The organism is Nitrospirillum amazonense (assembly GCF_029594735.1).
Taxonomy (GTDB): Bacteria; Pseudomonadota; Alphaproteobacteria; order Azospirillales; family Azospirillaceae; genus Nitrospirillum; species Nitrospirillum amazonense.
This window is the reverse complement of sequence record NZ_JARPAF010000002.1, coordinates 1,884,000-1,904,996: the sequence shown is the minus strand read 5'-3', so window position 1 is coordinate 1,904,996 and position 20,997 is coordinate 1,884,000. Positions and strand designations below refer to the sequence as shown.

Genomic DNA, 20,997 nt, shown 5'->3' with positions numbered 1-20,997 from the left:
GCGCGGGCCTGCGGGATCAAGGGCCGCTGGAGGTGTCATAGGAAAGGTGAACAGCACCGCTCACCAGTGCCCCTTGCGCCGGTTCCAGGCGTACAGCACATCGGCGAAGCGGTCGTAGGCGAGGCGGGTGAGGGGACGGATCACGCGGTTGCCCAGCAGGGTGGCCAGCCAGGCGTCGCCCGGCGTGTGGCGCCAGATGGCGATGGCGCAATCAGCACCCACCAGCAGGCGGCCGTCGGCGTCGGTCCCGTGCAGGCGGCGGCGCACGGCCTCCACATCCGCGCCGAAGCGGGCCAGCGCCTCCGGCTCAAGATTGATGTCGCGGAAGGCGATGACACCGGCGCGGGCGGCCCGTACCAGGCGGTTGGTCTGCCAGTCGATGCCCGCATTACAGACGGGGCATTTGGTATTGTACCAGACCGTCAGGTGGGGAGGAGCGGACAAGGCAGCTCTCGATGCGGGTAAGGTCCGGGCAGTATACCGGCCGGACGCGATAAGGACAGTGGCCGGGACGGTAAAAGTCTGGAAGGATCGGTGATTGAACACTTTTTCCGCCAAGACCTTGAGATCGCGCCCATGCTGCCCTTGGAAACCCTGCTCACCTTCATCACGGCCGCCGCCATCCTGGCCTTCGTGCCGGGGCCGGATAATCTGTTCGTGCTGACCCTGTCGGCGGCGCGGGGCTGGCGGGCCGGGGTGATGGTGACGCTGGGCCTGTGCACCGGCCTGGTGGTGCACACCACCGCCGTGGCGCTGGGCGTGGCCGTCATCTTCCAGCAGTCGCAGTTGGCCTTCACCCTGCTGAAGGCCGCCGGTGCCGCCTACCTGCTGTACCTGGCCTACAAGTCCTTCCGCGCGTCGCCGGAGGCGCTGGGCGGCGCTAAGGCGGGGGCCGACCGTCACCTGGCCCTGTACGGCCGGGGCATCGTCATGAACGTGACCAACCCCAAGGTGGCGATCTTCTTCCTGGCCTTCCTGCCGCAGTTCGCAGCCCCCGAGCACGGCAGCGTCACCGTGCAGATTTTCCTGCTGGGGGCGGTGTTCGCCGCCGTGGCGCTGGCCTGTTTCTCCACCATTGCCGTGCTGGCCGGCGGCCTGAACCGCTGGCTGGCCCGGTCCAGCAGCGCGCAAACCATCCTGAACCGCATCGCCGGCGTAGTGTTCATCGGCCTGGCGATCAAACTGGCGACGGCCCAGCGCTGAGGGCCGCCCGCCACCGCGAATGGGGGCACATCATGGGGTTGGAGGCCGTCTGTCCCGCAACATGGCAAGGCGGCGCGGGCGAGGTGAAAGCCCTGCTGGAAAGCCGGGAACTGACCCTGCGCGGCGAGGTCCGGCGCATCGTGCCGGTGGCCACCATCACCGCCGTGGCGGTCGAGGGTGACGATCTGGTTTTGGCCACGCCGGACGGTCCGCTGATTCTGACCCTGGGCGCCGACACCGCCACCCGTTGGGCTCGGAAACTGACCACCCCGCCGCCCACCCTGGCGCAGAAACTGGGCGTGGGCCCGGCCGCGCCGGTCCTGGTCATCGGTACGGCGGACGATCCCGCCTTGGCGGCGGCGTTGAAGGGGGCCGTGGCCGCCACACCGGCGGAAGCGCGCCTGGCGCTGGCCGTGGTTCGGGGCGTGGCCGACCTGGAGCGGGCGGTGGCTGCGTACGCCGCCCTGCCGGCAGGGGCCGCGCTGTGGATCGTCCACGGCAAGGGCCCGAAGACCCCGTTCGGTGAGACGCCGGTGCGCGCCTGGATGCGGGCCGCCGGTTTCATGGACACCAAAATCAGCGCCGTGTCCGACACCCTGTCGGCCACGCGCTATAATCTCAGGTGACGCCTGCTGCGCCGGTGTTGCGACCCTGCGGTCGCTCTAACTTCCAGTTACAGCGCTAATCGAAAATTTTATTGTGCGGCGCGACACACAAAAATAATCCTGAGCCCCTAACAAAATTAAAACAAATTCAAGAACGGGGTTCTCATGGAGGCTAAGTTCTGGGGAAGGGCGGCAGTATTGCCGGCCTTGATGTTGGGTGCTGCCGTCGTGTCGATTGCCGGTGGCGCCTATGCGCAAAGCGTTTCAGCCGGGTCCGGCCAGGCCGACGGTGAAGATTTGACCGAAATCGTGGTCACTGCCTTGAAGCGGTCGACCTCTTTACAAGACACCCCCCTCAGCCTGAGCGCCATCAACGGCGACACGCTGCAGAAAATGGGGGCCAGCGGGATGGAGGATTATTTCCGCGCCATCCCCAACGTCAACCTGACCCAGGCGCAGTTGGGATCCAGCCGTCTCACCATACGCGGCATACAGAGCGCGGGCGAGGCTACCGTCGGCCTATACTATGACGAAACGCCCGTCACCGGCCCCTCGGGCACGACCCAGGACCCCGGCGGCACCACCGCCAACCTGAACCTGTTCGATGTGGAGCGGGTTGAGGTGCTGCGCGGGCCGCAGGGCACCCTGTACGGCGGCGGCTCGATGGGCGGCACCATCCGCGTCATCAGCAGGAAGCCGGACAGCCAGAAGTTCGCCGCCGCGTCGGAGGTGGAATACACCAACGCCGACGGGGCCAGCGCCGGCTTCGTGAAGCAGATGGTCAACGTGCCGGTGGTGACCGACAGGCTGGCGGTGCGCGTCTCCGGCTATTACCAGACGACGCCTGGCTATGTGGATGACACCAGGCTGAACCTGAAGGACGTCAACGACGGCAAGTCCCGGGGCGTACGCACCCTGGTGGGCTTCACGCCCACGGATGACATCACCCTGACCGGCACCATCAGTTACCAGAAGCAGACCGCCGACGACCAGCTGGGCTGGTACCAGGCGCAGGGCCGCTATCAGACCAATTCGCCGGTCCAGCTGCCCTACGACAATGAGATGACGCTGTACAACCTGGTCGGCACCTGGGACCTGCATTTCGCGACCCTGACGGCCAGTACCTCCTTCTACAATTTCAACATCCTGCGCAGCATCGACTTCACGCCCAGCGTCCAGGCGCTGTCGACTGCGGCGGCCTACGTCAATCAGCTGTGCCCGCTGTACTTCGGCCAGGCCGTAGCCTGCACCGCGGCGCAGAAGAAGACCTATACCGCCACCGGCCTCTCCAAGACACCCACCGTGGGCTACCAGCCGGCTACGCTGGACAGCCGCAATGACGAGTTGCGCCTGAGCTCGGAAGGTGAGGGGCCGTTCACCTGGACGGCAGGTGCTTATCTGGAGGACCGCCACGACCACATCGACAGCAACACGGCCACGGCCGACCCGGCGACCGGCCTGACCTATCAGCCGTTGCAGGATCTGTCCTACCGCTACATCAACACCTACACCAAACAGACGGCCGAGTTCGGGGAGGTGTCGTACAGCCCCATCGGCGACCTGACGCTGACCGCCGGAACCCGGCATTACGACTACACCAAGACCACCACCGGCCAGGCGCTGCTGGGTTCGGCCTTCACCGCGTCCGTGCCAACCGCCTACTCGGCGGTGAAGGCGGATGCCCAGGGTTGGGTCAGCAAGGCCAACGTCAGCTATAAGCTGACGCCGGATGCCATGGCCTACGCCACCGCCTCGCAAGGTTTCCGCCCCGGCGGCGCCAACAACATCCCCGGCTTGGCCAGCGGCCTGGTGACCTACACCCCAGACAAGCTGTGGAACTATGAGGCGGGCCTGAAGACCAGCTGGATGGGTGGGCACCTGACGGTGGACGCCGCCTTGTTCCAGGTGGACTGGACCAACATGCAGACCAGCACGGTCACCAGCAACGGCCTCTACTCCTTCATCACCAACGTCGGCTCCGCCCGCATCCGGGGCGGGGAGTTGGAGATCACCGCCCGGCCCCTGGCGGGACTGGTGCTGACGGGATCGCTGGGCTATCAGGATGGCCATCTGACCAGCGACCAGGCCAACGCCGCCGTGCTGGCCACCGGCTCGACCGGCCTGAAGGGCGACCGCATCCCCAACACGCCGGACCTGACGGCCTCGGCGTCCGCCACCTACACGGTCCCGCTGACCGCCCGCCTGAACGGCATGGTGCGGGTGGACTACAGCTACACCGGCGACATGGTGTCCACCTTCCGGCCCAGCTACGTCTATTTCAACGAGTACGGCCACTACAGCTTGGTCAACACCCGGATCGGCGTGGAAGGCGAGGGCTGGGGCTTGTACGCCTTCGTCAACAACCTGACCGACGCCGACGGCATCGTCAGCGCCAACAGCAATCTGGGCTACACGCGCCTGGTCTACAGCAGCACGCCCCGTACCTTCGGCCTGAACGGCCGCATCTCCTTCTGATCCTGACCGATGGGACCCAATCGCATGAAGACGACATCGCGTTACCGCCTGGCGTTGGCGGCCGGCCTGCTGTTGGCCGGCGTGGCCCCGGGCGCCCTGGCCTTCGACGCCGCCCAGACCAAGACCGCCGTGGAGGCGGAGGTGGGCGCCGACTACGGCCACCTGGACGCCCTGTACAAGGACATCCACAGCCACCCCGAGGTGGCCTATCAGGAGGTGCGGACCGCTGCCCGCCTGGCCAAGGAGATGAAGGCCCTGGGCTTCGAGGTGACCGAGCATGTGGGCAAAACCGGCATCGTGGCGATATACCGCAACGGCGCCGGTCCCACGGTGATGGTGCGGACCGAACTGGACGCCCTGCCCATGGAAGAGAAGACCGGGTTGCCCTACGCCAGCACGGCCAAGACCACCTGGAACGGCAAGGAGACCTTCGTCGCGCACAGCTGCGGCCATGACATCCACATGGCCGCCTGGGTGGGCACGGCCAAGGCGTTGGTCGCTCTGAAGGACCAATGGCACGGCACGCTGATGTTCATCGGCCAGCCATCGGAGGAGGACGTCAGTGGCGCCAAGGCCATGATCGACGATGGCCTGTTCACCCGCTTCCCCAAGCCCGACCTGGGCTTCGCCCTGCATGTGGCGCCGGCCCCGGCCGGCACCATCCTGTACAAGGCGGGCGTGCTCAGTTCCACCTCAGACAGCCTGTCGGTGACCTTCCACGGCAAGGGCGCACACGGCTCCATGCCGCACCAGTCCATCGATCCCGTGCTGATGGCGGCGCGCTTCGTCGTCGATGTGCAGGGGGTCATCAGCCGGGAGAAAGACCCGGCCGCGTTCGGCGTGGTGACGGTGGGCGCCATCCAGGCCGGCAGCGCGGGTAATATCATCCCCGACAGCGCCCTGCTGCGCGGCACCGTCCGCACCTTCGATGACGGCGTGCGCGACAAGATCCTGGCCGGCATCAACCGCGTCGCCGCGGCGGAGGCCGAGATGTCCGGCGCGCCGGCCCCGGAGGTGGAGATCGTGCCGGGCGGCAAGTCGGTCATCAACGATGACGCCCTCACCAGCCGCACGGCGGCCGTGTTCCAGGCGGCCTTCGGCCCCCGTGCCGTGCGGCTGCCAGCCCCCGGGGCGGCCAGCGAGGATTATTCGGAGTTCGTGCGGGCGGGCGTGCCCTCCCTCTACTTCGCCATCGGCGGCTATGACGCGCAGCAGCTGGCGGGCTTCAAGGCCGCCGGCAAGGAACCGCCGGTCAATCATTCCCCCCTGTTCGCCCCGGCGCCGGAGCCCAGCATCAAGACCGGTGTCGCCGCCATGACGCTGGCGGTGATGGCGGCTCTGCAACCCGCGGGGTGAATGAATCTCTTCCGTATAGAAAAGGAAATGCGGGGGCCCTGACGCGACCGCCGTCTCCTTCCATCCTTGGTGCTTTGAGGTGAAGGTTGTATAGTCAACCTCACCCGGCACCGGTTGTTATTTCCCCATGAAAATCCATCAGTTGAAGGCGTTCGTCGCGGTCGCCGACTCCCACAGCTTCAATGAGGCGGCGCGCCTGCTGTTCGTCAGCCAGCCCGCGGTGGCCAAGGCCATCCGGGAGCTGGAGATCTGGGCCGGCCGCCAACTGGTCATTCGCAGTTCGCGCGGCACGCAATTGACGCCGGACGGCGTGTCGCTGCTGCGCCGCGCCCGCGGCATCCTGGACCAGGTGGCCCGGGCGGAGCAGGAGTTCGCCGGCTCCGGCCCGCGTGAGCATGTCAGCCTGGGCCTCACCACCTCGGCCAGCGTCGCCGTGACGCCCACTCTGGTGGACTTCAAGAAGCGCAACCCCGACACCGCCTGGACCGTGCTGGGCGGATCGCGCCGGCCGCTGTTCGAGAAGCTGTACAACCACACCCTGGACCTGGTGATCGCCACCCTGCCGGACAATCTGGAGGAAATGGGAACCGGCCTGCGGTTCGAGCCGCTGTTGCGCCTGCCCACGGTACTGACCGTGGCCAAGGGCGACCCCCTGGAAAAGGCGCGGTCCCTGGCGGACCTTACGCAAGCGGAATGGTTGTTCGCGGAGTCGGAGCAGAGTTTCGACCACCATTTCCGCAGCGCCTTCGCTGAGGCGGGGGTGGAGCGCCTGCCATCCTTCACCCGCTGTGAATCCACTTTCCTGGTGCTGGCCCTGGCGGCCCGGCCCAACACCGTGACCATGTGGACGGGCCTGGCGCCCAACGCCATGAAGCTGCAGTTGAAGGTGCTGGGCGAGAACATCTCCGGCCTGGCGCTCAAGGAAAAGCTGCCGGACATCACCGTCTGCGTCGTCTACCGCTCCGACCTGATCATGACGCCCGCCATCCAGCGCCTGCTGGATCAGGTGCGGCGGTTGAAGGATAAGGACACGCTGGATCTGGGACCCGACGCGCCGATGCTGTCCGTCGGCTGAGCCCTCAGCCGACGGGCGCCCGCACCACCGGGCCGTGTCCCACCCGGCCGGACCAAGGTGGCCCAGCGCCCGGGTGTCATGCCGTAGGCCTTCCGGAAATGGCGGTTCAGGTGGCTCTGGTCGGCGAAGCCGGCCGCGGCGGCCACCTCGGCCAGGGGCTCCCCGTCCGTGATCATCCGCCGGGCATGCTGTAGCCGGCGCATCACCAGGAAACGGTGGGGGCTGGTGGCGAACAGGGCCCGGAAGTGGCGCGCGAGGGCATAACGGTCCAGGCCCGTCACCGCCTCCAGATCCTCTGACCGCACCGGAGCCAGGGCGTTGGCCTCCAGGTAGTCCCGCGCTCGGTGGGCCTGGCGCTGGGCCAGCAGGCCCAGGGGCTTGGCCTTGGCGCCGGCATGGCGGGCCAGGCAGCGGGCGAGGCGGACCAGCAGGTCGTCCACCGCCAGATCCTCCAGCCCCTCGTCCAGCGAACTGAGCGCCGGCAGCAGCACCTGGCGCAGCTCGGCATCCGCTAGCACCGGCTGGCCGACGAAGGGCAGGGCGGCGCCGGGTTGTCCATCAGCGTCCAGGCAGCGGCGCAGCAGCGCCGGTTCCAGGTACAGCATGCGATAGCGCAGGGCTTCATCCGTGCCAGCACCGCCGTCATGTTCCTCATCCGGATGCAGGATGATGACGTTGCCAGGCTGGCTATAGCGTCGCTGGCCCCGGTAGTGGAAGGTCTGGACGCCGTGCAACGTCACGCCCAGGCCATAGGTGTCGTGGCGGTGGGGACTGAAGGCGTCGCCATGGAAGCGCGCCTCGATTCGCTCGATACCGGGGAAAGCCGGTGCGGCAGTGATGCCGTCGGCCGCGCCGTCGCCGGTCGGCTCGCACGAACGTCCAAGACTGGCGCCGGCGGCGCTCGCCACAGTCGGGGCCTTCTCCAGCCTCAAGGACCCCGTCTTGATGTTCGATACCAAAATCGCCCTCGTCCTGCGCGAAGACCTGGCCGCCTGGCAGGCGCTGAACGTCACCGCCTTCCTGACCAGCGGTATCGTCGCCCAGTTCCCGGAGATCATCGGCGAACCCTACCGTGACCGCTCCGGCACCGTCTACAACCCGCTGTCGGTGCAGCCGGTGATCGTGCTGGCCGCCGACGCGGCGACCATCACCGCCATCCATCGCCGCACCCTGGAGCGGGGCATGCGCGCCTCACTCTATATCGAAGAGATGTTCCACACCGGCCACGACGCCGCCAACCGCGCCGTCTTCGCCGAATTCGGGCCTGAGGACGCGCGGGTGGTCGGCATCGGCATCCGTGCCGACAAGAAGCTGGTGGACAAGGTCACCAAGGGAGCCCGCATGCATCCCTGAAGGTTCGGGCACCGCCTCACGCACCCGGTGAGGCGGGATTGAAAATGTCGCAGGTTCCAGCGCGGTGCCGCCACGGAAGGGGCAACGATCCTTCGCCAGACGTGATACAACCTCCCCCTTCGGCGGGACCCTGCGGGGGGGATCCGCCTGGTCACCCCTGTTGATCGACGGCCGTCGATGGGTGGGGAAACGAAACAAGAGACTGTCAGGGGAACCCGATGACACGTACTGTTCTGCTTGGAACCGTGGGCGCGCTGGCGCTCGCGACGCTCGCCGCCACCCCGGCGCTGGCGGAGAGGCCGGCCATGGCTGGCGCCAATCCCTTCGCCACCGCCAGCACCCTGCCGTTCGAGGCGCCCCGCTTCGACATCATCAAGGACGCCGATTATCTGCCCGCCTTCGAGGAGGGTATGAAGATCCAGCTGGCCGAGATCAAGAAAATCGCCGACAACCCGGCGGCCCCTACCTTCGACAACACCCTGGTGGCGATGGAGAAGTCCGGCCGCATGCTGGACCGGGTCGGCCAAACCTTCTCCGGCGTGGTGCAGGCCAACACCAACGACGCGCTGGACGCGGTGCAGACCACAGTGTCGCCCCTGCTGTCGCAGCACAATGACGCCATCTACCTGAACGACAAGCTGTTCCAGCGGGTGAAGTCGCTGTACGACAAGCGCGACAGCCTGAAGCTGAAGCCGGAGCAGGCCCAGCTGCTGAAGGTCTATTACCAGCAGTTCATCCATGCCGGCGCCATGCTGAATGACGCCGACAAGGCCACGCTGCGCGATCTCAACACCAAGCTGTCGTCGCTGGAGACCGCCTTCCAGCAGAAGCTGGTGGCCGCGGCCAAGGAAGGCGGTCTGGTGGTGGACGACAAGGCCAAGCTGGCCGGCATGGGCGATGGCGCCATCGCCGCCGCCGCCGAGGCCGCCAAGGGCCGCAAGCTGGAGGGCAAGTACCTGGTGCCGCTGCAGAACACCACGCAGCAGCCGGCGCTGTCCTCCCTCGACGACCGGGCCACGCGCCAGGCCCTGTTCGAGCGCGGCTGGACCCGCGCCGAGAAGGGCGACGCCAACGACACCCGCGCCACCATCTCCGACATCGCCAACCTGCGGGCGCAGAAGGCCAAGCTGCTGGGCTTTCCCAACTACGCGGCCTATGTCCTGGCCGACCAGATGGCGGTGACGCCCGATGCGGCGGAAGGCTTCATGAAGCGCATGGTTCCCGCCCTGGCGGCGGAGCAGAAGCGCGAGGCGGCGGAGATCCAGGCGCAGATCAAGAAGGATGGCCAGGATTTCGCCCTGAAGCCCTGGGACTGGGACAAGTACGCCGAGCAGGTGCGCAAGGCCAAGTACGACCTGGATGAGGGCGCGCTGAAGCCCTATTTCGAGCTGCACACCGTGCTGGAGGAGGGCGTGTTCTACGCCGCCAACCAGCTGTATGGCCTGACCTTCAAGCGTCGCACCGACATCCCCGTCTACCAGCCCGACGTGCTGGTCTACGACGTGATCGACAAGGACGGCTCGGCATTGGGCCTGATGTACTTCGACTACTTCAAGCGCGACAACAAGTCGGGCGGGGCCTGGATGTCCAACTTCGTCCAGCAGTCCAAGCTGCTGGGCACCAAGCCCGTGGTCTACAACGTCTGCAACTTCACCAAGCCCGCCCCGGGCCAGCCGGCGCTGATCAGCTTCAGCGACGTCACCACCATGTTCCACGAATTCGGCCACGCCCTGCACGGCCTGTTCGCCAACCAGACCTATGAGACCCTGTCGGGCACCAACGTGGCGCGCGACTTCGTGGAGTTCCCGTCGCAGTTCAACGAGCATTGGGCGCTGGACCCCAAGGTCCTGGCCCATTACGCCAAGAACTATCAGACGGGCGAGGCCATGCCGGCCGAGCTGGTGGAGAAGATCAAGAAGGCCGCCACCTTCAACCAGGGCTATGCCCTGGGTGAGATTGTCGCCGCCGCCATGCTGGACCTGGAATGGCACAGCCTGCCGGCCGACGCGCCCAAGCAGGATGTCGACGCCTTCGAGAAGGAAGCCCTGGCCAAGACCGGCCTGGACGTGGACGACGTGCCGCCGCGCTACCGCTCCAGCTATTTCCTGCACATCTGGGGCAACGGCTACGCCGCCGGCTACTACGCCTACCTGTGGACGGAGATGCTGGATGACGACAGCTACACCTGGTTCAAGGACCATGGCGGCCTGACGCGGGAGAACGGTGAGCGCTTCCGCCAGATGATCCTGTCCAAGGGCCATACCGAGGACTACGGCCCCATGTTCCGCGCCTTCTACGGCAAGGACCCGGACATCGGCCCCATGCTGCAGAATCGCGGCCTGGCGCCGGAAGGCAAGTAAGCTCCCCCGCTGGGGTTGGCTGGATATGAGAGGGGCCGGTGGCACATGCCGCCGGCCCTTTTTCATACGCGGGCCACCGGGGTTTATGTTTATCGACCGGCGACTGGCAGATAGTCGGGGTGCCGATCAAATGGCCCAGGCCTATTCGGATGATTTCGTAAGGCTCTCCAGGAAGAATCCGTTCACTACGGCCGAATTCAGGTCACCATCAGGAAACACGCCCAACTGGCGGAGCTTGTCCGTGAGCGCTTCGAAAAGCTGTTCGGTAGCTTGGGGATCGTCTGCCATCTGATCGAGTTGGTCCGCGATGTCCAAAACAGTCTCCTCCTCGGCTTTCATGGTTTCAGGCGACGCCATGTTGGCGCCTGACCGAGCTCGAAACGCCGCAGTGCGGCGCATATAGTCTGCCAGGGCGCCGAGTGCTGCACGCCGTATCGAGGCTGCAACTCGATCCGCTGTTTTTAGATCGCCAGCTGTCACGAGTTCTTTGTGAAAATTGGTGAGATCATCAATTAGGCCATGGGCCAGGGTTTCCGAGGCCAATAGCCGGTCAACTCGCCGTCGGTTCCGGTCGGTGCTGCTTGTCGGTTCGCCTTCCACGGCGGCGGTCCGGCCGCGCTTCCTGTCCAAGACGGCTGCGTCGGCCGCGAGCTTTGCCTCCTTAACGCTATCAGCGAGCCCATGCCTGAACGTCTTCGCCCCCTGCCGAGAGCGGTCGGCTACGTACCAGGCAAAACGACCTTCGGCATTCGGGTCTTCGAATGCGGTTCCGCTCAAGCTATTGCCAAAAATTCTCACCCAGTGCGGACCCACGCCATGCAGGCCCGTCTGATACCGTTTCCAGCCATTCATGGTACACCTCGATTTAAGTCGCGACATAAATATGGATTATTTTTGTCGCGACGTAAATGTGAAATGGCGATGAGCATTGCCTTCAATGGTTGAGTGCTCCTATCTCGGAAGCTTCCCATCTCAATTCGCCACCTAGACACTAAACTTCTTGCTTAAGTATCTTCGCGGCGTTACTAAAGCATATGCTTAACCAATCATCCCCCCTCGACCTCACCTTCCAGGCGCTTGCCGACCCGACCCGCCGTGCCTTGGTGGAGCGGCTGGTGCGGGGGCCGGCGTCGGTCAGTGAACTGGCGCAGCCGCTGCAAATGTCCCTGCCGGCGGTCATGCAGCATCTGGCCGTGCTGGAGAGTTCCGGCCTGGTGCGCTCGGAAAAGGTGGGGCGGGTGCGGACCTGCCGGATCGACGCCGCCCAGCTGAGCCTGGCGGAACAATGGATCAATCAGCGGCGCATGGAATGGGTCAGTCGCCTGGATCGGCTGGGCCAGTATCTGGAAACGCTAAAAGACGAAGACGGAGAGGAATCATGACCCAAGTTGAGACGGCCGACGTGCTGCGGCCCGAGCCCGTGCGCATCTCCCGCAGCATCCCGGCGCGACGCGAGACGGTGTTCAAGGCGTGGAGCAAGGCGGAGCATGTGAAGCACTGGTTCGCGCCGGCGCATTACACCGTGCCCCACGCCACCGTCGACCTGCGGGTGGGTGGCCCGTTCGAGGTGTGCATGCAGGCCCCGGACGGCACGCAGCATTGGACGCGCGGCAGCGTCGCCGAGGTCACGCCCAACCAGCGCCTGGTGCTGGACCTGCGGGTGGATGGCGGCGACGGCAAGGTGCTGTTCACCGCCTGGACGGAGGTCACCTTCTCCGACGCCACCTGCGGCACGCAGCTGGACATCGTGCAGACCTACACCGTCTACGATCCCGCCATGCTGGGCGCCATCGGCGGCGCGCCGGAGGGATGGTCCCAGACCCTGGACAAGCTGGCGATGCACGCCGGCCATATGGACGGCCGAACGGGGGAGCTTCCCGCCGAGCGTTCCGTCGTCCACGCCATTTTCAGCCTGAACCGGACCTATGACGCGCCGGTGGCCCGGGTGTGGCGCGCCCTGTCGGACATGGAGGCCAAGTCCAAGTGGTTCGGTGGCGACCCCGGCCAGTGGGAATCGCTGGAGCGCACCATGGACTTTCGCGTCGGCGGCACGGAGCGGGCCAAGGGCCGCTGGCAGGGGGGCATGACCTCCACCTTCGACGCGCATTACCTCGACATCGTTCCCAATGAGCGCATCGTCTACAGCTATGTCATGCACCTGGATGAGCGGAAGATTTCGGTCTCGCTGGCGACCATGGAGCTGAAGCCGGCGGGTGACGGCCGCACCACCTTGAAGATCACCGAGCAAGGGGCCTTCCTGGACGGCTATGAGGACAACGGCTCCCGCGAGCACGGCACCGGCTTCCTGATGGACCGGCTGGGCGCCTCGCTGAAGGACTGAAACAGCCGAGCGGATCAGGCGGCCTGGGGGCGTTTCAGCTGGTAGGCGATCATGCCCAGCACGCTGGCCATCAGCACCAGGCCGCCGATCAGCAAAACGTCGTGGGTGTCCACCGCGCCGGCCATGGTGTGGGCGACGCGCAGTGCCACGCCCGTGCCCCAGATGGCGTAATAGCGCCGCTTCGCCGCCTCTCCGGAGAGGGCGAGCGAGGGGACGCGCTCCAGGATCTGCACCAGGGTCACCGCCGCCACGGCCCAGGGCAGCAGGCCCGGCGTGGCGTCGGCCGCAAACAGCAGGCCCGCGGTCAGCATGGCCGCCAGCGCCAGGCCCCCCAGGATCCGCCGCCGCCGGGGTTGCTCGATCTCCGCATACCACCAGCGGGTCAGCAGGCCGGCCCCGATGCTGGTGGCCAGCAGGGCGCCCGCCACCGCCACGGCGAAGGCCGGCACCCGCGCCGCCGGCAGCAGGGGCCCGATCCAGAACAGCCAGAACACCAGGGGAATGCTGTTGGCCAGCAGGATGCGCACGGCCTGGCGACTGGTGTCGTTGGCATAGACCATCTGAAACAGGCCGGCCCACCACAGGGCCAGCGTGGCCGCCGCCGCCGTGACGGGGATGCCGGCGGAGGGTGGCAAGGCTAGGGCCAGGGGGATCAGCGCCAGGCTGAGAGGGGCCCAGCCGAGACGGACCGCGGGCCCTGCGTCCCGGGCCCAGCGCTGCCGCAGCCATCGCGCCGGCATGCGCACGCCCAGCCGGTAGGCCAGGCCGGCGGCGGCCAGCAGGGGCGGTATCAGCAGGAAGCCCGCGGGCCAGGCCGCCAGCTCCTCCGGTGACAGGCTGGCCTGAAGGTAGACGTAGGCGGCCAGGAACAGGGGGGTGGCCAGCAGCAGCCACGCCAGGCCGGCGCTGACCGGTTCGGCGGCCAAATAAGCCTCCCACGCCGCCAGCACGTCGGTGTCGAAATTGGTCCGCAGCGACGGGTAGTCGTTGCGGATCAGGGTCATCAGGCCGCGGACGTCCTTGGTCAGGTCCGGCAGGGACAGGCGCAGGCGCGGGCTGTACCGGCGGGGTGGCGCCTGCAACAGGCGGTAGGCCGCAGCATAGGCGTGGTCCCGGCCCCGCAGCTTGGCCAGGAAGGCCAGGTCGCGCCCGCGCTTCTGCACGGCGGCCAGCAGGGGCGTCTGCACGCCGGCCTTGGCCGCGTCCCAGCGGAAATGGGCGCTGGCGACGGGGACCAGTGCGTCCGACCGGGGGGCCGTGGACAGCAGCAGCCGGGCCAGCCAATCCTCCGTGCGGTTCTGCACATCGATGTGGGCAAGGGCGGGGGAAGCCAGCACGGCCGCCAAGGCGTCCTTGAGCGCGGCGGGGTCGGCGGGGCTCTTGGCGGAGAGCAGGTCGCCCAGCTGATTGCACAGCGCGACATGGCGGACCACCGCCTCATCCACCGTGGATTCCGGGGGCGGGGCCTCCGCCGGCGCCGGTTCGGTGGGGACCTCCGTCGTCCCGTCGACGGCGTGCGGCGGCGCCTCGGCTGTTTCTGCCACCGCCGTCACGCTGTCGTCCGGCGCCTGCCGGCGGGCATGCAGCAGGGCTTGCTCATAGGCCTGGCGCAGCGCCTGGAACCCGTCCGGATCATCCTCCGGATTGGTGACCTTCAGACGCCGGGCATAGGCGCGGCGGATGGCCAGTTGGTCGCCAGTGGGCTCCAGCGCCAGGATGTCCCAGGGGCTCACAGGTATGTCTCGCCTTCCAGCTGGTCCAATGCCTCGCTCAGGGATTGGCGCGCAGCCTCGATCGCGCGGGGCTCCTGGCCCTCCAGGATGCCTTCGAACTGGGCCAGCAGGTGGGCGACATAGGCGCGCTTGTCGCCCAGGAAGTCCTCATAGCAGCGGTTGGCGCGGGCCAGGACAGCGCGGTTGGCCTCGGTGTCGCGCGGGTGGACCTTCAAGGCCGCCAGCGCCTGGCGCCGGGCCTCCAGATCATCGGGCTTGGCTGCCTCCTCGTCGGTGATGACCAGATTGCGCTGTTCCCCCGTTTCCGGAACGTGGACGTCCACCTCCAGCAGCCCGTTGATGTCATAGGTGAAGCGGCAGTCCACCTTGACGGCGCCGGCCGGCCGGGGCGGCACGGGGATGCTGACCTGGCCCAGGGCGACGTTGTCCTGAACGTCGCGCGACTCCCCCTGGTAGATGGTGAAGGTCACCGCCTTCTGGTTGGCCTGCAGGGTGTGGAAGCTGCTGACCCGGCTGGCGGGTATGACGGTGTTGCGCTCCAGGATGGGGGAGAAGATGCCCGTGCGCAGGCTGCCGTCGGGGTTGCGTTCCGCCACGTCCACCCCCAGGGAATAGGGGCAGACATCGGTGATGACCACCTCGTTCAGGGCGGCGTCGCGGCCCTTCAGCCCGGCCTGGACGGCGGCACCCAGCGCCACCGCCTCGTCCGGGTGCACGGAATGGGCGGGGAAGCGGCCGAACATGCGGGTGACGGCGCGGCGCACCGCCGGCATGCGCGTGGCCCCGCCCACCAGAACGATCTCGCGCAGGGACCGCGCCTCCAGCTGGCCGTCGCGCAGGGCCCGCAGCACCGGCTCGCGCAGGCGGTTCAGCAGCCCCTCGGCCCTAGTCTCGAAGGCCTCGGCCGTCAGCTCGTACTCATAAGTCTTATCCTTCCACACCACGCGCACCGGCGTGGCGGCCTGCTCGCTCAGGGCGCGGCGGGCGCGTTCGGCGGCGGCGCGCAGGCGCTGGTACAGGGCGTCGCTCTCACGCGTGTCGCGGCCCCAGTCGGCGGCGAAACGCTGGCGCAGGTCGTCCACGATCAGCTCGTTGAAGTCCTCGCCGCCCAGGCGGTTGTCGCCGCTGGTGGCGCGCACCTCGATCACGCCCTCGAAAATCTCCAGGATGGAGACGTCGAAGGTGCCGCCGCCCAGGTCGAACACCAGGAACTGGGTCTCCGCCTCCAACTGGTGGATGCCGTAAGCCAGCGCCGCCGCCGTGGGTTCGTTCAGCAGCCGTTCCACCTTCAGGCCGGCCAGCTCGCCCGCCCGGCGCGTGGCCTTGCGCTGCTTGTCATTGAAATAGGCCGGCACGGTGATGACGGCCTCGGTCACCGGCTGGCCCAGATAGGCCTCCGCGTCGGCCTTCAGGGCCTTGAGCACCAGGGCCGACAGCTCCTCCGGCAGGAAATCGCGCTTGCCGAGGCGGGTGACGCGCTGCGAGCCCATCAGGCGCTTGAAGGCGGTGGCGGTCAGGGTTGGGTGGGTGGCTTGGCGTTCGCGCGCCGGCAGGCCCACCAGCACCGTGCCCTGGTCATCCAGGCTGACGGCGGAGGGGGTCAGCCGGTGGCCCAGGCTGTTGGGGATCAGGTCCGCCTTGCCGTCCCGCCAGACGGCCACTGCGGAATTGGTGGTGCCCAAATCGATGCCGACGATCAACCCAACGACCCTCCTGATACACCAACCGCCCAGCGCCAACCGGAAGTACGCATCATTACGCCACCGTTCTAGCCGCCGGGAGGGCCAGGGGGAAGGGGCGGATGCCAGCATGTGGCCAAGATTCATGCGGCCACGATTAAGGCTTCTTGGCGGACGGGCCGCCCCGCTACAGTGACGCCAAACACCGGCGCCGGCACGCCGGCCAGCCTGAACGAGGGGGATTATGTGATGAAGTCCGGTTTGACCCAGCGGGCGCGCGCCTGGGGCGCCGCCGTCGCGCTGTCGCTCACCTTGCTGAGCGCCGGCGCCGCGCCGGCGCGCGAGGCGCCGCCCGGCGACAAGGCCATCCAGCAGGCGGTGGACCAGGCCTACGCCAAGTTCAAGGGCGTGATGGAGGGGGAGAACGCCAGTTACATCCCCTATCTCGCCAAGGCCGATCCCAAGCTGTTCGGCATCGCCGTGGTCACGGCGGACGGCCGGGTGTTCAAGGCCGGCGACGCGGGCCAGGAATTCCCCGTGGAATCGATCGCCAAGGTCTTCACGCTGGCCCGCGTGCTGAAGGACCAGGGGCCGGACGCGGTGATGGCCAAGATCGGTGTGAACGCCACGGGTCAGCCCTTCAACTCCGTCCTGGCCATCGAACTGAACAACGACAAGCTGACGGGCAGCCCGCCGGCCGGCAATCCCCTGGTCAACGCCGGCGCCATCGCCGCCGCCAGCCTGGTGCCCGGCGCCGATCTGAACGCCCGCTGGAAGACGGTGCTGGACACGGCCTCCGCCTTCGCCGGGCGGTCGCTGGCCCTGAACCAGGACGTCTACCAGTCGGAAATGGCGGGCAACCAGCACAACCAGGCCATCGCCCTGCTGCTGCAAAGCTATGACCATCTCTACGCCGACCCGGCGGCGACGGTGGACCTCTACACCCGCGAATGCTCCTACAACGTCAGCGCCGTGGACTTGGCCACCATGGGCGCCACGCTGGCCAACGGCGGCACCAATCCGGTGAGCCATAAGGCGGCGGTGGACCCGGCCACCAGCGCCCGCGTGCTGGCCGTCATGGCCACCGCCGGTCTGTACAACACCTCAGGCGAGTGGCTGTTCAAGGTGGGCCTGCCGGGCAAGAGCGGCGTGGGCGGCGGCATCCTGGCGGTGGCGCCCGGCAAGCTGGCCATTGGAATCTATTCCTCCCGCCTGGACGCCGCCGGCAACAGCGTGCGCGGCCAGCTGGCGGCGCAATCCATCGCCGAGGCGCTGGGTCTGAACCTGTTCGCGGCGGGCAAGTAGGCGAGAGGGCGAGGGGCGGTCGTAACGCGAGAACGGCCGGCCCCTTCGCCTTTAGATTGACGTGAACAAAAAAAGAACGCATGCTGCTCTTCCAGCAACAGGGAGAGCGAGCATGGATGGTTGGCAGCGTCGGTATCGCCTGAGCAACGGCCCTGGCGGCCTGGGCGTCAGTTGCACGGCCGAGGGCCTGGCCCTGGCCGGTGTCCCCCTGTTGGCCAAGGGCCCCGGCGGCTTCCAGGCCCGGCCGGCGGCCGAGGTGGCGGTATTGTTGAAGCGCGCCTACGCCGGCGCGGAGCCGGGTACCGCCGTCTTGCCCGGCCTCACCAAGATCGCCGACGCGCTGAACCGGGGCGACCTGACCCAGGCCATGATCCGCGCCGTGCATTTGCGCCTGCCGGAATTGGATTGGGACGCCGCTGTCCGCCTGGCGCGGGCTAACGATAACCTGGCCAAGTACCGCCCTGGCCAGCCCCGCGATGAGGATGGGCGCTGGACGGTTGGGGGCGGTGTGGCAGGGGCTGGGGAGCCGATCGAGGCGAAGCCCAGGGATGTCGACGGGCACGAAACGCCTGTCCAGCCTGGCAAAAAGGAGGCGAATGCCCCCACAGCGCAACCGCTTCTCCGCGTTTCCACCGCGCCCGATTTTGCCATCCCGGCGACGCCGGCAGCCGCACCTAAAGATTTTACATTTGCGCAGAGCTTCAACGACGGGGTCCATGCTTATTGGCAGGAAAGCCTGGCGCCTTTGTTGGCTGCGCATGGCGCCAAGCCCCCTGGCGGCAGGAAGGAGTGGGTCGTTGAGGAAGGAGCCACCGTCGTTGCCAGGAAAGACGACGGCATCCTGGAGTTTCAGAATGAAGGCGGTCTGCCACGAGGAAAAGATGTTTTGGATTGGAAGTTTCGGCCGGATCTCAATTTGAAAGAGCCAGATAAATATATACTGCTGGGTACTGCGCACACGCATCCCTATGATAGTGGTGCCACAGGCGCTTCATTTAGTGGTAATGATGTTAATTATTTGATGAGTGAGCCGATTAACTTCTCATTTTTGCAAAGTGGAGAAAGTCAGTTTTTGCTTCTGAAAACAAAGCAGACGCCAAAGTTATTTAATCATTACGATGTTATAAATGATCAAGATAAGAGAATTCACCAGTTGAGACAGGATAATCCAAGCCTCTCCATGGCGCGGGCCAGCAGCATCGCGAACGTGGAAGCAGCAAGGGAATATCATCTCGCTTATTATGAGGGAAGCAATGGCAAGCTATCTCGCGTTTATCCGTAAGATGGCTCCAAGTATAGCCATCATGATGGTCTTAATCGGACAGGCCCATGCAAGAGATTTTTGTTGGGCATATCCCGGTGTTGATGCGACAAGAGGTGTTAAGGGCGTCACAATTTATCCGGAACAATTTAGACGGGTGATGTGGTATTGGCGCCTGGCCAGAACCGCCATGAGGCACAAAGCCTATCGAGGCGCAAATCAGGAATTGCTTAGGGCGATGGGTGCTCTAGGAACCTGTAGTAAGTATGAAATTGTCGAGGATGATTCTGTATTCCACGAGATGGAAGCCGACGATGTCGAGAAAAAAGGGAAATCTGAAATGGCCGCCAGAATAAGAATGGGGCTTCTTGAAAGCTACTTTGGTGACTGTATGGAGGATTTCCTTAGGCAAACCGAGAATCGGGACCCTCCCCAGGGCGCGGAGAGTCAGTGAATGGGGTATTGGGCGGGGTGGCCCCTCGAAATCGCCCCGCCGTCTGCAACCGCGAAATATGGTTTCGCTTATTATGAGGGCCGCAATGGTACGCTTCATCGCGTTTATCCTTAGCGGCCTTTTTTGTGTCGCGGTGACGGTCGTGGTGCTGGTGCAGGGGCATCAGCACCGTGGGCCTTGGCTAAACATTGCTGCTGATATACGGGAAAAAATACAGACGCCATGTGCGGCGCGGGATGAATATCTAAGCGCCAAGCGGCTGCAGGCTCAAGGGCAGCAGGACATATCGATCGGAAACTACGACAGTGCGCTCCAGGACCTTAAGTCGGGCATAGAAGCCCTCGGTGGATCTTACAATGACTATGGCTACGCCGCCTTGTTGGACCACAGCGATGAAAGGATAATGTTGGCGAAGGATGATGAGCGGGCGGGAAATGTGAGAAATGCCGCCCTGCTTTATGGGAACGCCTTGGAGCGACGGCTCGCGCTGTGCGAGGTCGAGCCGAAATATCGGTAATGCCGCATAGGGTAAGGGGCGGCCCCGCCGGAGCCGCCCCGCCGTCCATCGTCAGATGTTGCTTACGCCCGTCAGGTCTGCTTCATGCGGCTCAGCGTCTTGTCCGGCACGCCGGTGAAGTTGTTGGACAGCAGGTAGCGCGGGCTGGACTGGACCCATTTGTCCAGGTCGATCTCCTCGAACTTGCCGTTGTCCCAGGTCTGGATCATCTCCACGTCCTCGGTGCCCACGTTCTGGATGGCGTGGCCGAAGCCCATGGGGATGTAGGCGACGTCGCCGGGGCCGAACTCCGCCACCTTGCCGCGCCCGCCGGAGCCGAACAGGGCCACCTGGGCCCGGCCGCGCAGGTAGTAGTGCCATTCGTTGGCGTTGACGTTCCAGTGCAGCTTGCGGATGCCGCCGGGCTTCAGGATCATGTAGCCGCCCGACATGGTGTGGGAGGCGGGGAACTCATCCACCGTAGCCAGGCGGAAGGTGCCGCCGTCGAAGTCGCGCGCCGCCTTGGGGTCCTTCAGCAGGCGGAACTTGTGGGTGGATTCCTTGGGCCAGGGGGCCTCCAACGCGTCGGCCGCGTGCAGGATGGGGCCGGACTGGATGTAGGTCTCGCCCTTGGGGAAGGCGTCGAACACGTCCTTGGGCAGACCGAAATTCAGGGCCAGCATTTCCTTCGGCGTCACGTCCACCCAGTCGGTGATGGAAAAGGTGCCGTGCTCGGAAAAGGCACCGTTGTCGAAGGACAGGATGAAGTGGCAGGGCTTGTCGCCGATGCACTGGATGGAATGGCCGTGGCCCTTGGCGAAGTACCACAGGTCGCCCGGCTCGAAATTATTGATCTCGCTGGCGCCGGAGGGGTCGATCACCACCGTCTGGCAGCGGCCCTCGATGACAAAGGCCCATTCCGCCGCGATGGCGTGCCAGTGCAACTCGCGCGAGGCGCCGGGCTGCAGGAACATGTGCACGCCGGCGATGCCCTTGGATATGGGGAACTGGTGGACGGTGGCCTCTTTGGCCCATCCGCCCGTCGTCACCTTGGGCTTGTTGCCGTCCAGCGAGAACTTGAAGTCTGGCATGGCGCCCACGTCCTGCGGGTCGTGGTAGGCCACGGTGTCGCCGGGGGGCAGGGGCACGGCGTTGCGGCCGAAGCCGCCGTCGCCGGGTTTGGCCATGAATTTGTCCGCCGCTTCCGCCACGCTGCGGAACGTGACCATGCCGCTGGCGCCCAAGGCCGCGGCGCCCAGAAAACCGCGCCGGTTCGTAGACATCAATATCCTCCCGTTACC

General features: G+C 66.1%; 19 protein-coding genes. 13 read left to right on the top strand and 6 right to left on the bottom strand.

The genetic code is table 11. The features are described from left to right. Positions 1-60: 60 nt before the first annotated feature. Complete coding sequence (locus P5F91_RS14750; protein ID WP_277907511.1) at positions 61-444, bottom strand: thiol-disulfide oxidoreductase DCC family protein; 384 nt, start codon at positions 442-444, stop codon at positions 61-63. A 132-nt stretch (positions 445-576) separates the two neighbouring features. Here P5F91_RS14750 and P5F91_RS14745 point away from each other — a divergent pair, with 132 nt between their 5' ends. The 5 genes from P5F91_RS14745 (at position 577) to P5F91_RS14725 (ending at position 6,714) form a co-directional block, all read left to right on the top strand. Continuing rightward, entirely contained in the window at positions 577-1,203 is a 627-nt protein-coding gene (locus tag P5F91_RS14745; RefSeq protein WP_145609244.1) for a LysE family translocator, read from the top strand. Between the two features lie 32 nt (positions 1,204-1,235). Then, entirely contained in the window at positions 1,236-1,829 is a 594-nt protein-coding gene (locus P5F91_RS14740) for a hypothetical protein (protein WP_277907510.1), read from the top strand. Positions 1,830-2,036: 207 nt separating this feature from the next. Then, complete coding sequence (locus P5F91_RS14735; protein ID WP_186454584.1) at positions 2,037-4,283, top strand: TonB-dependent receptor; 2,247 nt, start codon at positions 2,037-2,039, stop codon at positions 4,281-4,283. 24 nt (positions 4,284-4,307) lie between these two features. After that, entirely contained in the window at positions 4,308-5,639 is a 1,332-nt protein-coding gene (locus tag P5F91_RS14730; RefSeq protein WP_211106849.1) for an amidohydrolase, read from the top strand. A gap of 127 nt (positions 5,640-5,766) precedes the next feature. Then, on the top strand, positions 5,767-6,714 hold the full coding sequence (locus tag P5F91_RS14725; protein WP_277907509.1) for a LysR family transcriptional regulator: 948 nt from the start codon (positions 5,767-5,769) through the stop codon (positions 6,712-6,714). Here the strand turns inward: P5F91_RS14725 and P5F91_RS14720 are convergent. After that, the gene (locus tag P5F91_RS14720; protein WP_277907508.1) at positions 6,642-7,622 is read right to left on the bottom strand and encodes an AraC family transcriptional regulator; all 981 of its coding nucleotides are present in this window, start codon (positions 7,620-7,622) and stop codon (positions 6,642-6,644) included. The two genes, P5F91_RS14725 and P5F91_RS14720, sit on opposite strands and share 73 nt — an antisense overlap. Before the next feature lie 37 nt (positions 7,623-7,659). Between P5F91_RS14720 and P5F91_RS14715 the strand changes: the two genes are divergently transcribed. Continuing rightward, positions 7,660-8,067: a DUF2000 family protein gene (locus P5F91_RS14715; protein ID WP_145609250.1), complete on the top strand. Its 408-nt coding sequence runs from the start codon at positions 7,660-7,662 to the stop codon at positions 8,065-8,067. A gap of 218 nt (positions 8,068-8,285) precedes the next feature. Continuing rightward, the gene (gene dcp / locus P5F91_RS14710) at positions 8,286-10,427 is read left to right on the top strand and encodes a peptidyl-dipeptidase Dcp (protein ID WP_422394467.1); all 2,142 of its coding nucleotides are present in this window, start codon (positions 8,286-8,288) and stop codon (positions 10,425-10,427) included. A 141-nt stretch (positions 10,428-10,568) separates the two neighbouring features. Here the strand turns inward: dcp and P5F91_RS14705 are convergent, their stop codons facing one another. Next, on the bottom strand, positions 10,569-11,279 hold the full coding sequence (locus P5F91_RS14705) for a hypothetical protein (protein ID WP_145609251.1): 711 nt from the start codon (positions 11,277-11,279) through the stop codon (positions 10,569-10,571). Positions 11,280-11,461: 182 nt separating this feature from the next. Here P5F91_RS14705 and P5F91_RS14700 point away from each other — a divergent pair, with 182 nt between their 5' ends. Together P5F91_RS14700 and P5F91_RS14695 are read left to right on the top strand one after the other, a co-directional pair. Then, a complete protein-coding gene (locus tag P5F91_RS14700) occupies positions 11,462-11,809 on the top strand; it encodes an ArsR/SmtB family transcription factor (protein ID WP_145609252.1) in 348 nt (115 codons plus the stop codon). Continuing rightward, the gene (locus P5F91_RS14695) at positions 11,806-12,768 is read left to right on the top strand and encodes an SRPBCC family protein (RefSeq protein WP_145609253.1); all 963 of its coding nucleotides are present in this window, start codon (positions 11,806-11,808) and stop codon (positions 12,766-12,768) included. Before P5F91_RS14700 ends, P5F91_RS14695 begins: the two co-directional genes overlap by 4 nt. Before the next feature lie 14 nt (positions 12,769-12,782). Here P5F91_RS14695 and P5F91_RS14690 read toward each other — a convergent pair whose 3' ends face one another. Together P5F91_RS14690 and P5F91_RS14685 are read right to left on the bottom strand one after the other, a co-directional pair. Further along, positions 12,783-14,501 (bottom strand): J domain-containing protein, encoded by a 1,719-nt coding sequence (locus P5F91_RS14690; protein WP_277907507.1) that lies wholly within the window; start codon positions 14,499-14,501, stop codon positions 12,783-12,785. Then, entirely contained in the window at positions 14,498-16,201 is a 1,704-nt protein-coding gene (locus P5F91_RS14685; RefSeq protein WP_145609255.1) for an Hsp70 family protein, read from the bottom strand. Before P5F91_RS14685 ends, P5F91_RS14690 begins: the two co-directional genes overlap by 4 nt. 228 nt (positions 16,202-16,429) lie before the next feature. Here P5F91_RS14685 and glsA point away from each other — a divergent pair, with 228 nt between their 5' ends. The 4 genes from glsA to P5F91_RS14665 all read left to right on the top strand — a co-directional run bounded on the left by glsA (position 16,430) and on the right by P5F91_RS14665 (position 19,717). Next, the gene (glsA, locus tag P5F91_RS14680) at positions 16,430-17,485 is read left to right on the top strand and encodes a glutaminase A (RefSeq protein ID WP_277907506.1); all 1,056 of its coding nucleotides are present in this window, start codon (positions 16,430-16,432) and stop codon (positions 17,483-17,485) included. A 112-nt stretch (positions 17,486-17,597) separates the two neighbouring features. Next, on the top strand, positions 17,598-18,767 hold the full coding sequence (locus tag P5F91_RS14675; RefSeq protein ID WP_145609257.1) for a hypothetical protein: 1,170 nt from the start codon (positions 17,598-17,600) through the stop codon (positions 18,765-18,767). Further along, positions 18,739-19,200, top strand: coding sequence for a hypothetical protein (locus tag P5F91_RS14670; RefSeq protein ID WP_145609258.1), 462 nt, complete (start codon positions 18,739-18,741; stop codon positions 19,198-19,200). The genes P5F91_RS14675 and P5F91_RS14670 overlap by 29 nt, the downstream gene beginning before the upstream one ends. Before the next feature lie 85 nt (positions 19,201-19,285). Then, complete coding sequence (locus P5F91_RS14665; protein ID WP_277907505.1) at positions 19,286-19,717, top strand: hypothetical protein; 432 nt, start codon at positions 19,286-19,288, stop codon at positions 19,715-19,717. A gap of 71 nt (positions 19,718-19,788) precedes the next feature. Here P5F91_RS14665 and P5F91_RS14660 read toward each other — a convergent pair whose 3' ends face one another. Continuing rightward, on the bottom strand, positions 19,789-20,979 hold the full coding sequence (locus P5F91_RS14660; RefSeq protein ID WP_186454586.1) for a cupin domain-containing protein: 1,191 nt from the start codon (positions 20,977-20,979) through the stop codon (positions 19,789-19,791). Positions 20,980-20,997: the final 18 nt, after the last annotated feature.

Bases quoted from the DNA above. Each gene is read 5' to 3' on its own strand.
- glsA (WP_277907506.1), top strand. From the start codon at position 16,430: ATGAAGTCCGGTTTGACCCAGCGGGCGCGCGCCTGGGGCGCCGCCGTC.
- P5F91_RS14700 (WP_145609252.1), top strand. From the start codon at position 11,462: ATGCTTAACCAATCATCCCCCCTCGACCTCACCTTCCAGGCGCTTGCC.
- P5F91_RS14705 (WP_145609251.1), bottom strand. From the start codon at position 11,279: ATGAATGGCTGGAAACGGTATCAGACGGGCCTGCATGGCGTGGGTCCG.
- P5F91_RS14665 (WP_277907505.1), top strand. From the start codon at position 19,286: ATGGTACGCTTCATCGCGTTTATCCTTAGCGGCCTTTTTTGTGTCGCG.
- P5F91_RS14740 (WP_277907510.1), top strand. From the start codon at position 1,236: ATGGGGTTGGAGGCCGTCTGTCCCGCAACATGGCAAGGCGGCGCGGGC.
- P5F91_RS14730 (WP_211106849.1), top strand. From the start codon at position 4,308: ATGAAGACGACATCGCGTTACCGCCTGGCGTTGGCGGCCGGCCTGCTG.
- P5F91_RS14660 (WP_186454586.1), bottom strand. From the start codon at position 20,979: ATGTCTACGAACCGGCGCGGTTTTCTGGGCGCCGCGGCCTTGGGCGCC.
- dcp (WP_422394467.1), top strand. From the start codon at position 8,286: ATGACACGTACTGTTCTGCTTGGAACCGTGGGCGCGCTGGCGCTCGCG.
- P5F91_RS14675 (WP_145609257.1), top strand. From the start codon at position 17,598: ATGGATGGTTGGCAGCGTCGGTATCGCCTGAGCAACGGCCCTGGCGGC.
- P5F91_RS14725 (WP_277907509.1), top strand. From the start codon at position 5,767: ATGAAAATCCATCAGTTGAAGGCGTTCGTCGCGGTCGCCGACTCCCAC.
- P5F91_RS14715 (WP_145609250.1), top strand. From the start codon at position 7,660: ATGTTCGATACCAAAATCGCCCTCGTCCTGCGCGAAGACCTGGCCGCC.
- P5F91_RS14670 (WP_145609258.1), top strand. From the start codon at position 18,739: ATGGCAAGCTATCTCGCGTTTATCCGTAAGATGGCTCCAAGTATAGCC.
- P5F91_RS14745 (WP_145609244.1), top strand. From the start codon at position 577: ATGCTGCCCTTGGAAACCCTGCTCACCTTCATCACGGCCGCCGCCATC.
- P5F91_RS14695 (WP_145609253.1), top strand. From the start codon at position 11,806: ATGACCCAAGTTGAGACGGCCGACGTGCTGCGGCCCGAGCCCGTGCGC.